The 9,929-nt window shown below is 68.5% G+C and carries 8 protein-coding genes and 1 pseudogene; all 9 read right to left on the bottom strand.

The features are described 5' to 3' along the window. Window positions 1-271 (bottom strand): annotated as a pseudogene (locus tag VE759_RS11565) (hypothetical protein); the annotation flags it as partial. Window positions 272-342: 71 nt separating this feature from the next. Next, window positions 343-1,848, bottom strand: a complete 1,506-nt coding sequence (gene eccB, locus VE759_RS11560) for a type VII secretion protein EccB (RefSeq protein WP_324932018.1) — start codon at window positions 1,846-1,848, stop codon at window positions 343-345. A 98-nt stretch (window positions 1,849-1,946) separates the two neighbouring features. Beyond that, window positions 1,947-2,816: an ESX secretion-associated protein EspG gene (locus VE759_RS11555; RefSeq protein ID WP_324932015.1), complete on the bottom strand. Its 870-nt coding sequence runs from the start codon at window positions 2,814-2,816 to the stop codon at window positions 1,947-1,949. Between the two features lie 66 nt (window positions 2,817-2,882). Continuing rightward, complete coding sequence (locus VE759_RS11550; protein ID WP_324932012.1) at window positions 2,883-3,191, bottom strand: hypothetical protein; 309 nt, start codon at window positions 3,189-3,191, stop codon at window positions 2,883-2,885. A 36-nt stretch (window positions 3,192-3,227) separates the two neighbouring features. Further along, window positions 3,228-3,557: a hypothetical protein gene (locus tag VE759_RS11545; RefSeq protein WP_324932009.1), complete on the bottom strand. Its 330-nt coding sequence runs from the start codon at window positions 3,555-3,557 to the stop codon at window positions 3,228-3,230. Window positions 3,558-3,630: 73 nt separating this feature from the next. Then, a complete protein-coding gene (locus VE759_RS11540) occupies window positions 3,631-4,881 on the bottom strand; it encodes a PPE domain-containing protein (protein ID WP_324932006.1) in 1,251 nt (416 codons plus the stop codon). 9 nt (window positions 4,882-4,890) lie between these two features. Then, window positions 4,891-5,196, bottom strand: a complete 306-nt coding sequence (locus VE759_RS11535; protein WP_324932004.1) for a PE family protein — start codon at window positions 5,194-5,196, stop codon at window positions 4,891-4,893. 94 nt (window positions 5,197-5,290) lie between these two features. Continuing rightward, window positions 5,291-9,433: a type VII secretion protein EccCa gene (gene eccCa / locus VE759_RS11530; protein ID WP_324932001.1), complete on the bottom strand. Its 4,143-nt coding sequence runs from the start codon at window positions 9,431-9,433 to the stop codon at window positions 5,291-5,293. Between the two features lie 72 nt (window positions 9,434-9,505). After that, window positions 9,506-9,835: a hypothetical protein gene (locus tag VE759_RS11525; protein ID WP_324931998.1), complete on the bottom strand. Its 330-nt coding sequence runs from the start codon at window positions 9,833-9,835 to the stop codon at window positions 9,506-9,508. Window positions 9,836-9,929 lie beyond the last annotated feature (94 nt).

Raw genomic sequence — 9,929 nt, 5'->3', positions numbered from 1 at the left:
CCGGCGGCGGCTGCCGGTGCGGCGGCGGGCCCGATGTCGAGCGGGCCCGGAACGCCGTCGGATCCTGGGGCTGCTGGACGACCGGCTGTCCGGGCGGCGTCGGCGTCGCGTCCTGCAGCGGCGGCGGCCCCGCAGGTGTCGGGCGCGACTGGCCCGGGACAACGTCCGGCGCCCGCGGCGCCGCCTCGCGCTCACCCTGCGCCGAGCCTTGCGGGCCGGACGGCGGCATTAGCTGCTCATCGACGAAATCGCTGTTCTCCCGGTCAGTCACGAAAAAATCCTAACGGCCTCATGTCAGATATCCGTCCGTCAATTTGTGCTCTTGATTTATGCCACGGCGCGTCAATGCCCGCCGGTGGGCAGCGCCTCGGCGGCGCCGACTGGTGTCAGGGTGTCATGTTGGGTCATCGCATCCTGGCGGCTCAGCGCGGGGCCGGGGGCGAACACCCGGACCAATGGCCACGGCGCCTGACCGGCCCTTCCCGGCGAGATGCCCAGCGCCCGAAGGGTTTCCTCGTCGAGACCGATCCCGTAGCGCACGCCCTGGTCGGAGATCCACCACATCGACTCGCGGCTGGCCGCATCCGGGGCGGCGCTGGTGGTCATCACCAAGTTGGTCGCGCCCTTGGCGACGTAAACCTGGTCGGCTTCCACCGAGCCGTGGTCGCGCCCGTCCTTGACCAGATGGATCAGCCGCCGTTCGGCGCCGACAGGGATCGGCAGCCCCTGCCCCGATAGCACAGTGGTGACCGCGGCCCGGTCCGTGGAGCCTTTCGACCAGCTCACGCAGGTGGTGCCGTTGGCGGTGGTGTCCACCAGCCGCAATCGGGTGGGCGGATAAAACGACACCGGCAAGGTGTCGACCACGGGCACCTTCGCCAGCCGGTCCGGCGGCGCCACCACGGGCAGCACGTCGCCGAACGAGTTCGACGACCGCAGCAGCGACGCCACGAACGGCGAAATGCGTTGTACCCCGTTGGGCAGCAGCACATAGAACGCGTCGCCGGCGCCTGGCTGCAGGTCGCGCACCGACAGCACCGAGCCGATCACCACACCCGGGGCGATGTCCCACGGCGAAGGGCCGCCGGCTCCGGGGATGGCGGGGCTGGTCAGCGGATCGGTGGCCGGCAGCGCGTCGAACAGCGCGGTGGACAGCGGCACCGGTGCCGACCCGGTGGAATCGACGCCCAGTGCCAGCGCGACGGCCTTGTTCGACAGGTCGATCTCCGAGCGGCGGCCGTCCCAGATTACGTATGTCTTGCCGCCGTGCGCGCCCAGGATCGCGTCGGGCATGGTCAGCGGCGCCGAGCGGCCGCCGACCGCAAGCTGCCCGGCGATCGCGGTCACCACCGGCGCCGGCGCCGCCGACGCGGTGGGGGTGGCCGCCGGCGCGGCGTCGCATACCGCCCATTGCGACCAGTCGCCCATTCGTATCGGCATCGCGGTGGGCGCGCCGACGATCCCGACGGTGGGGCCCTGTGGGTACTGCGTGAGCTGGTCGGCCTTGACGAACGTCGGGTTGGCGGCCTGCCCGGCGATGAGCCGCGCGCTGGCCAGGTTCAGCGCCGGGTGCAACCGCCCGTCCACGAGCACGTACACCGCACCGCTGTCGCGGTCGGCCAGGATCGTCGAATTGCCCACCTGCCCGGCCGGTTTGAACCACGACAAGATGAACATGAGCGCCACCGCGAGCACCGCGAAGGTGAAGCCGAGGATCAGCGCTGCGCGGCGACGCTGCTCGGGGTCGTACTCCAGCCGCACACCATGGTGGCTGAGCGCGGCGGAGTTGCGACGCTGCCAAAAGAAATGCGCCGACACCTGGAGCCGGGATGCGAGATTCAACGCCACGGCGAGTACCTTACCGGCGCCAGTGCGGCGAAATCGGCGGCAATTTCTACCTCACCGACATCGCATTGTTTTTGCTGGCGGTTTGTTTCCAGAATGTCTTAGGCCGCGACGCGGCCTACCGACAGCAGCTCGGTGAGGTCCTCAGTCAGCGCGGGCGCACTGGTGGGCCAGATACTCATCCATTGCCGCCCGTCGGCGCCGTTGGTGTAGGTGATGCTGACCCGGCCGTATTCGGTGTCCGCAACCGTCAGCACCCGCGGATGCACGTACACCTTGACGCCGTGGTCGACCACGGCGACCACGGCCATCGCCGACTCGTCCAGACGAGCGGCCGCGACCACCACGTCCACCTGGTCGGGCAGCAGGCCCAGCCGCGACACCGCGGCACGCATCGCGTCGCGACCGTGCTCGCGGCTGTTGTTCAGTGCCGACAGCAGCAGGTCGGCCTGCACGTTGACGCCGTCCATCGCCACCGGGTCGGCCTCCCCGAAGGCCGGCAGCAGCGTCCGGCAGATCAGCGACGTTCGCTCCTCTGCCCGGTCGGTCTCCCCGACCGGGCCCACCACCACCTCGTCGCCGCAGCGGGCCGACATCGCCAGCCAGCGACGATGCTGGCACACCACCAATGCGCGCTCGGACACCAGCGGCTTCTCGCCGTGCTGCGCAGCGGTGTTGGCGGCCGGCTGGCGGATCACCAGCACGACCGTCCGCTCCGGGCGGCTCAGCACCGTGAACCAGTCGCGCGCCGCGTCGTCGACGTTGCCGTCCGCGTCGATCACTCCAGCCGAAACCAGGCTGGCGTACTCGGCGGTTTCGCGGATGAGCCGCCGGCCGTCGGCGGTTTCCACGATCATTGACTCGTGCACCGACGGCACAAAGGGCTTGAGCCGCAATGCAACCGGCATCGTTTCGACGCCGAGCAGCGCTTGTAGCACCCAGATGCCGCCGGGCGTGGTGGTCAACGCCATTGCGGACGCCTCACGACAACGGGAGGCCAACCGCCCGGTTGGCCTCCCATCATCTCGGCGACGGCGTTACCACGCGCCGTGGAAGGCATTCGCCTGTGCGACATCCATGTTCATCATCTCGGCTGTGACGTTCTCTACGGTGTTGCCGTGCCGGGTGATCACTTGCTGTCCTTCGTCGATCCCCTGGTCGATGATCTGATGCATCAGGATGAACGCCTCCGAGCCCCACGTCGAGCTGTAGGTGTCCTGCAGGTGCTGGACGATGTTCTGCGCCTGCTGGCGAATGTTTTCCAGGTGAACGGCGAAGGTGCCCACCTGGGTGGCGTAGTCGAATATCGCGCCCTGGTGATAAGCGAACTTGTCCGGTGAGGTCATCTCTGGTCCTTCCTAAATGTCAATGTCTAGTGTCGCTTAGAGGTTGTTCTGCAGGGCAGCGATTTTCAGCTGGTTCGCCGCCTCCTGTTCGGCATACTGGTGACCGGCGTTGCGCAGCACGTCGATCAGAGACCCCCACTTGAACTGGATTTTCATCTGCGCGTTCTGGATTTCCTCCGTGGTGACGATGTTCGTTCCCGCCGTCTGGCCGAAAAACGTTGCGGGGTTGTGAATGTCGTGTGCCGCCTGGCCGTAGTGCTGCAGCACCGCCCTGGCCTGCTCCATCAGGTCGTGAAGGTTGTTCGCCGCTGTCTGTAGTGGGTCGTTGTCGACATTGACGTGGCCGCTGCCACTGTTTGCTGCCATGTCCGTTAGTTCCCCTCTGTGTTCGGGTTGGGCTGTTTAGCAGTCTATGGCGCCTGAAACGCCGCTTCGTGCACTAATTTTCGCGGTCGTCCCCCCTGTTCGCCGTCGGGCGCCCGGTCAGTTGCATGGTACGGGCGGGAGACTTGTCGGCCGGGGCGCCGCCTTCGTTGCCCATCGCCGCCATCGGGGCGCCGTAGAGCCCGCCGGTGCCCCCGGCCATCGGCTGGGTACCCGTGGCGACCGCCGCGGGTGGCTGGCTCGAGGACGACCAGCCGGACGGCAGCTTGGGCGGGTTGGGCGCGTTGAAGCTGCTGGACGGACGGGTAAAACTCGACGCCACCGCGGCGCCGGGGGCACCCACGCCGCCCCCACCCCCGCCGCCGGCACCGACCCCGCCGGGTGCCAACGCGGTCTGCGACACGGTGGCGCTGGCAGTCGTATCAGCGCCCGCCGCACCGGTGCCGAGAGAGTTGAAGCCCCCGGCCAGCGGGCCCAGCATGCCGGTTGCCATCTGCGGAAGCTGGCCAAACATCCCCGGCAGCTGCCCGGCCATCTGCGGGACCTGCCCGACGGACTGCCCGAGCTGCCCGAGCTGGCCCAGCAGCATTGGCGCCGCCCCCGTCATTGCCTGCCCGGCCGAGGTCGGCGTCGCCGTCGCAGCCTGCCCGACGGGCTGGGCGGCACCGGTGGCCTGCTCCATGCCGTGCGTCGCGCCCTGCATTCCCACGTTCGCCGCGCCCTCGGCGCCGCCCAGCGCTGCGTCGGCCGCCGCGGCGGCGGGGTTCCCGGTCAGCGGCGACAGCGGCGGCGGAACCGCCAGCACCGACAGCACGGCCAGCACGGCGGACTGGTAGGCGGCCATCGCGCCGGCATTGGTGGGCCAGTGGTGGCCGAAATACTCTGTGTCCAAAGCGATGATGGCCGGGGTATTTTGGCCGAAGTTGGTAGCGACCAGCGCCGCCTGCGTGACCCGGTTTTCGTCGCAGACCGGTCCGGGCACCATCGTCACCTCGGCGGTGTGGTAGGCGTCGATGATTTGCGTCGTCGCGGTGAACGCCTCCTGCACCCACGCGGTCAAAAGTTCCAGCGCCGCGACGTATTCGGTGGCGCTGGCCGTCATCGCCGTCCCGCCTGCGCCGATGAACCCGGTCGCCGCCGTGCTGGAGGTGTTGAGACCCATGGCCGCGCCCTCGGCGATCAACCCGTCGGCCAGAGCCTGCATCGCGCTGGCCGCCGATAAGGCGCTGGCAGCGTGGTCGCCGGCCATCAGCTCATACCAAAGAACCTGGGGCGGCGTGGCCGCCCAATCCCCCGGTACCGCCATGCCGGCGCGCTAGACGGTGACCGCGATGGTGTTCAGCGCCTCGCGCAGCGCGTAACTGACGCCGCTGAGACCGAGCGTGTCAGCGAACATCTCACGCATCGCGACAAACTCAGTCAGTGCGCCGGCGGTGGCCGCGCCGCGCGCATTGAGAGCCTCCGCCGCCCCGATCGAAACCGCGTCTGCTCCGGCCGGCAGCACCGTCGAGATCACTGGCGTGGCGACGCCGCTTGCGGCGGCCATCGTGGCGGTCCCCGCGTGTTCTACTCCTGCGGAAACACCCAGCAACGCCGGATCGACGAGGATCGGTAGGGTCATATCGTTTGCCTCCCGGGAGGATCGGCCCTGTGTGGGTTTTAGTCTAAGGCCATCGTGACCATGCCCGCTGCGCGAATTTCGGCGGATCGACCGCTCAGCCCGCCGCGTTCGGGGTGTTGCTCGCTGGTGGCTCCGACCAGCCGATCAGTGCACCGACGGTGGACGAGCGAGTGAAATAGATTGCCTTGCCGGGCCGTTGCGGCTCGGCGTAGATGTCGGCGGCGATCTTTCCGGCGTCGCGGCGACCGTCCAGGATCAGGATGGGAGCCAACGACGACCGAAGCCTGCCCAACACCGACGACCCGATCGCGACCATGTTCCAGTTCGAAGCCATGGTGGCGGCCAGGACATGCAGCCCGGTCTCGCGGGCCTGCTCGACGTAGTTCGACAGCGCAATCATCGGGTTGTCCATCATCGTCCAGGCGCCGGCGTCGTCGGCGATGACGAAATACCGTGGGCCCGACCAGAACTGGCGAGACAGCATGTCCTGCTGGCTGGTGCCGGGCGGGGGTTGGCGACGCTCGAGTTCGCCGCACAGCTCGGCGGTCAGCTGCTTGATCGCGGTGGTGGTATAGGCGTAGGCCGCCAGGTGATCGCCCTGCACCACACCGAGCAGGGTGCGGCGCGGATCGAACACGATCAGCTTGGCCTCTTCCGGGGTGTAGGCGGCCATGATGGCCCGGCACATCACCCGCAGGAAGTTGGTGCGCCCCGAGCCCGGATTGCCAACGGCCACAGCATGCGGATGGTCGGCGAAGTCGATGTACGCCGGGCCGAGGGTGTTTTCCGACAGGCCGAACGGCACCAGTGTGCGGGGCCGCGCCGGGTCGGCCAGCCTGTTGACCTCCGCGACCGGGACTGCCTCGGGCAGCCGGGCCACCGTCGTCACCTTTGCGACACCGGACACCTCGGTCACCACCGCGGCCAGCCCCCGCACCTCGACGCGGCCACCGGGCCAGTTGGCCAGCTCCGGCACTCCGATGATCAGGTGGTGACCGCCGGCCGTCACGCCCCGTCCCGGGGTGTCCGGCACCTCGCGTGCGACGGCGCGATCCATCTCCGATTCCCTCGGGTCGGTCAGGCCGAGCTCCACACGGGCCTTTGCTTCCGGCTTGATCGACTGCTTCAGCCCGCTCAGATAGCTGGTGTGTGTGATCACCACGCGCACACCGTAGTTGCGCGCCCGCATCAGGGCGAGGATGGTGTCGACGTGCATCTCGAACTGGGTCGCGAAATTGGCCCAGCCGTCGATGATCAGCACCACGTCGCCGCCGGACACGCCGACGTCGACGGGATTCGGGCCGAACTTCGCGCGGCGCACGGTGTCCATGTCGAGGCGGTTGCGTGCGAATAGCGCCTCACGCTCGGCGACGATGTTGCGCACGGTGGCGATGACGCGGTTGACACCTTCACGGTCCACCGCCGCCGCCACCCCGGCGACGTGCGGCAGCTCGGCCACCCCGGCAAGGTGCGCGCCGCTCGCGGCGATGCAGTAGAACTGCACCCGTTCCGGGCGATACATCAATGCCCCGGTGGTGATCATCGTCAGCATCGTGGTGGTGGCACCCCGCTGCGGGGCGCCCACCACTAACGCGTTGGCCGACAACAAATCCAGGCAGTGCACGTTTTGGCGGTGCTCTCGGGGCCGGTCCTCGATGCCGACCGGGAACAGCAGCCCGGCATTGTCGCCGTAGTCGAGGTGCCATGCCCTGCCCCGCATCCGTGCCACCAGATCGTCGGCGGCCGGTGGCTCACCCAGCGGCGGCAGCCACAACTGCCGGGGCGGACCGACCCCGGAGGCCTGCAACGACTCGATCACCTTGTCCACGACTTTGGGTTTCAGCTGCCCGGGAGCCAACGGTGCCACGGGTTCCGGCGCGGCGACCGGGTCCGGGCGCGCCTGCTGGGGATACGCCAGCAAGCCGTCGCTGTCGGTGGCCTGGGCCGCGGTGAACGGGCGCGGGTTGAACCACGATCCCGCCCGCGCGGTGGTCACGCCCGCGTCCTCCGACGGCGGAGCAAACTCCGCCGAGGAGAAGAAGGTGCGAAACTCGCGCGGCGCCAGCTGCGCAACCCGCAGGAAAGCCGTTCCCTCGGCGCCCTTTTCGGGTACATGCGCGGCGATCGCCGAGTCGATCGCATCGCGGGAGTCCTCCTCACGCCCGGTGCGCATCGCGATCGTGAATCCCAGCAGCTTGCGGATGTCGCGGAGCTTCTGCAGATCCACGGTCTGACCGACCAGCTGCAGGAACATGTGATAAGCGCGGCCTTGGCGCACGATGCGCCAGAACAGCTTCTGGAAGTCGGGACCCCACACCGGATGCCCGAGCATTTCCTGGTACTCGTCGCAGATAATGAACAGCGCCGGCACCGGCGGCAGCGACGGATCCGAAAGCCGCCTCTCGTTATAGACATTCAGGTCCATGCAGTCATACGCCGCACACAGCTCGCCGCGCCGGTCCAGCTCGCCGTCGAGTGCGGCGTGCATCCGGCCCACCAGGTGCTGTTCGGTGCCGAGGTTGCTGACGCTCGCCACCACGTGCGGGAAGCGTTGCAGCACACCGGCGGCCGACTTGAGTTTGAAGTCGGAGAACACCACGTTGACCACTTCGGGAGAGTGGGTCAACGCCAGCGAGGTCACCTCGGTGATGATCGCCTCCGACTTACCGGCGCCGGTGGTGCCGATCAGGATCGAGTGCATGTTCATGCCGCCCTGCGACCCCTCCTTGAGGTCGAGCTCGACCAGCTGGCCGGACGGGTCCGCGCCGATCGGGAACCGCAGCCAGTCGCGGCCCTGGGTGCGCCGCGCCGCCCAAAGCCGGTCCACGTCCAGGCGGCGGGGATCGCGGATGGCCAACACGTCGAGCAGCGTCCGCGACGAATCATCTTTGGCCGCAACCACTCCCGATCCTGCGGCACGGTAGCGCGCGATCGCGCGGGCGAAGCGCTCCGCGGACGGCGAGCTCAGCGTGTCGGCCTCGGCGTAGAACTCGTCTTCGATCTCATCTGACGCCTTGGCCGCCCCGTAGACCGCGCCGTTGTGCAGCGGCATCCGCTTGCGCAGCACTCCATCGACGAGCCGGTAGGTGGTGGCCGGGTCGAACCCGACCCAGGTCCGCGCCGACGGCGGGCCGAAACTGACGCCGCTGGCGGGGGGCGCCGGGACGGCGGGGGCCAGCCGCACGAAACACGTTCCCGCGTAGCCGCGCTGCCCGGTCAGGCCGGCCCAGTCCTCCGGGGTTCCGCAGTGGTCGTCCACGATGACTCTAAACGGGCCGGCAGAGCGTCCGGCGTCGCCGTGCAGCCCGCTGGCCGGCGGGGACCATGCCTCGCGGCTGTCCTCGGCCTCGTCGAGAAAGATCTCCAGTTCGGCCGCCGAGGAAAACAGCAGTCGACGCTCACCGCAACCGTCGCGCTGGGAGCGGTGCTGCAGGTGGGGCAGCCACTTGGCCCACTCCCACTGCGTCGGGGCCGCGGTGACCACCATGATCTGCACGTCGGCCGGGCTGTGAAACGCCGCCAGCTGACAGGTCATCGCCCGCGCCACGGCGCGGGCCTGGTCCATCTCTCCGACCACCGACAGGCCCGGATAGCGTTGCAGCCAAATCACTTTGGCGACATCGCAGACGTGCTGCTGCTCCAGTAGGAACTTGCGCAGGGCGTGGCCGGTGGCCGGCTCGATGCGCGATGCCTCCGCTATCTTGGGCTTCTCGATCGTCATAGCCAGCTCGATCTTGCCCACGCCGATTCGCACCACCGCGAACTCGTCGTCGCCGGGGCGGCGCTCCCACATTCGTGGCGTTCCCGCCACACCGACCAATTGATCTGGCTCCCAATGGAAGTGGGCGCGGTGCTCCCACTGCTGCCGTCGGGAAACCTCGACTTCGTCACGCACGTCGTCGAGCCGGCTGAAGTATTCGCGGCGGTACTGCTCGAGCTGGCTCCAGCTCATCTTCTGCGCCGCGCCGCGGCCGCGGAACAGCATGCCGCCCATCCCGACCAGCATCATCACGCCGAAGATGCCGAACCCGCTGGCGAAGGTCCGCATCCCCGAGACGTACATCGCGATGATGAACCCGACCACCCCCACGATCAACGCAATCGGGAAAACGATGGCCGCCCAATGGCGCTGCGGCGGAATCGGCGCCACGATCGGGGCGTCGACGGCGATCTTGCCACCGCCGGTCTGCGGTGCCGGCACCGGCTCGGCCGGACGCGCGAATGGTTCAGTCGTCACCACATCACCCTAACGGCAGCCCACCGTCCATAACCGCACGAAGATGCCCATGCCCGACCTGCGCACATGTCCTCAGGTCAGCTTCGGGCGCGCCTGCTCGTGCAAACCCTGCGGCACTGCGCCGACCTGCTGGGCGTTCTGCTCCTCCTGGCTCTGCATGTTTGCCACCGCCGTGGTTGAACGAGCTAGCCCGTCAGCACTTTTCGGTGCCAGCCTGGCTGACATCGCGGTCACATTCCTGCCGACCGCGGCGGCCACACCGGCGGCCGCGGCGTCGATCGGCGAGCCCGCACCCGCCACCGGAACCGGGCCGGGCCGGGCGGCGTTGGCCAGCTGCGTTGCCGCAGTCTGCGCCTTCTGCTGCACGTCGCCTTGCTGAATCTTGATGTCCTCGGCCGCCATCAGCCTTGACCTCCGCTCACACCGACAAACTCGGCCATAGTTGGGCCTCCTTCATGATTTGCGTGATGAGATAAGCGATTTCGGCGCACGCCGG

The sequence above is a fragment of the Mycobacterium sp. genome, assembly GCF_035640695.1.
Lineage (GTDB): Bacteria > Actinomycetota > Actinomycetes > Mycobacteriales > Mycobacteriaceae > Mycobacterium.
Note: the sequence above shows the minus strand (reverse complement) of the source record. Positions and strands in the feature narration are given on the sequence as shown.

Coding starts and splice junctions, on each gene's coding strand:
- VE759_RS11555 (WP_324932015.1), bottom strand. CDS start 2,816: ATGGCGTTGACCACCACGCCCGGCGGCATCTGGGTGCTACAAGCGCTG.
- VE759_RS11550 (WP_324932012.1), bottom strand. CDS start 3,191: ATGACCTCACCGGACAAGTTCGCTTATCACCAGGGCGCGATATTCGAC.
- VE759_RS11545 (WP_324932009.1), bottom strand. CDS start 3,557: ATGGCAGCAAACAGTGGCAGCGGCCACGTCAATGTCGACAACGACCCA.
- VE759_RS11540 (WP_324932006.1), bottom strand. CDS start 4,881: ATGGCGGTACCGGGGGATTGGGCGGCCACGCCGCCCCAGGTTCTTTGG.
- VE759_RS11535 (WP_324932004.1), bottom strand. CDS start 5,196: ATGACCCTACCGATCCTCGTCGATCCGGCGTTGCTGGGTGTTTCCGCA.
- VE759_RS11525 (WP_324931998.1), bottom strand. CDS start 9,835: ATGGCGGCCGAGGACATCAAGATTCAGCAAGGCGACGTGCAGCAGAAG.